The organism is Eikenella sp. HMSC061C02 (genome assembly GCF_001809035.1).
GTDB classification, from domain to species: Bacteria; Pseudomonadota; Gammaproteobacteria; order Burkholderiales; family Neisseriaceae; genus Eikenella; species Eikenella corrodens.
This window is the reverse complement of sequence record NZ_KV795561.1, coordinates 1-1,190: the sequence shown is the minus strand read 5'-3', so window position 1 is coordinate 1,190 and position 1,190 is coordinate 1. Positions and strand designations below refer to the sequence as shown.

Below are 1,190 nucleotides of genomic sequence, written 5' to 3'. Positions count from 1 at the left end.
GCACACACCCTTGTATATCGGAATCCCCGTATCATAGCAACAAACCGCCCGGCCGCCACCCGTATACACCCGAGGCAAACAACCGTTGCGTAGCTCAGGGAGCGGCCGGGCAATCCATCGACACAACCGGACAGTTGCCAGACAATACAACCGAATGCAAGGCAGGTTTATGATGAGTACCCAATACCATTACGCAGGCATCGACATCGCCAAACGAAACTTTGTCATCGCCGTTTCGTCTTTGTCTAAAACCAAAACCGAAACCAACAACCCAAAAGGTATCGCCCATACCGTCGAATACCTTAAAAAACACAACGTCGCCCTCGTCGTGATGGAAAGCACCGGCGGTCTCGAAATCCCCACCGCCAAAGCCATCCACCGCGCAGGCATAGCCGTGATTATCGCCAACCCGCGTCAGACGCATCAGTTTGCCCAATCGCAGTCGCTGACCAAAACCGACGCCAAAGATGCCAAAATGCTCGCCTTCTTCGCACAGATGACGGCACAGAAAGAGGATTGGCAAACCATGCTCTACCAACCGCCCACCGAAGCGGAAGAAGTGTTGGAAGCATTGGTCAACCGCCGCAACCAACTGGTGGATATGCGGACTGCCGAGAAAAACCGTCTGCATCAGGTTCACGAAACGCAAGTCGAAAGCGTCAAACAACTGATTGCCCATTTTGACCGGCTGATTGACGAATTGGACAAACAAATCGACGACCACACCCACACGCATTTTGACGGCAAAGCCAAAGTGGCGGAGCAAATCAAAGGCATCGGTTCGATAACGACGGCTACGCTGATGGCGATGCTGCCGGAATTGGGACGGCTGAGCCACAAACGGCTGGCGAGTCTGGTCGGTATTGCCCCGCACCCGAGGGAGAGCGGGGAAACCAAATTCAAAAGCCGCTGCTTCGGCGGAAGGTCTGCGGTGCGTAAGGCGCTGTATATGGCTACCGTGGTAGCGGTGCGTTTCGAACCGTTTATTCGGGATTTCTACCAACGCCTACTGACCAAGGGTAAGCCGTATAAGGTTGCCGTTACGGCATGTATGCGCAAACTGCTGACGATATTGAATGCCCGGATGCGTGATTATTTTGCCGGTAAGGGTATTACCGAGAACGGTATCCGAACGGCTTGATTTGAGTTTTGGTATTTTTGCCCGACGGGGTGAAAAATACAGTTGCTAC

General features: G+C 53.3%; 1 protein-coding gene. It reads left to right on the top strand.

Going from position 1 to position 1,190, the window contains the following annotated elements:
- Nucleotides 1–172: 172 nt before the first annotated feature.
- A complete protein-coding gene (locus HMPREF2541_RS08200) occupies nucleotides 173–1,141 on the top strand; it encodes an IS110 family RNA-guided transposase (RefSeq protein ID WP_083296805.1) in 969 nt (322 codons plus the stop codon).
- Nucleotides 1,142–1,190: the final 49 nt, after the last annotated feature.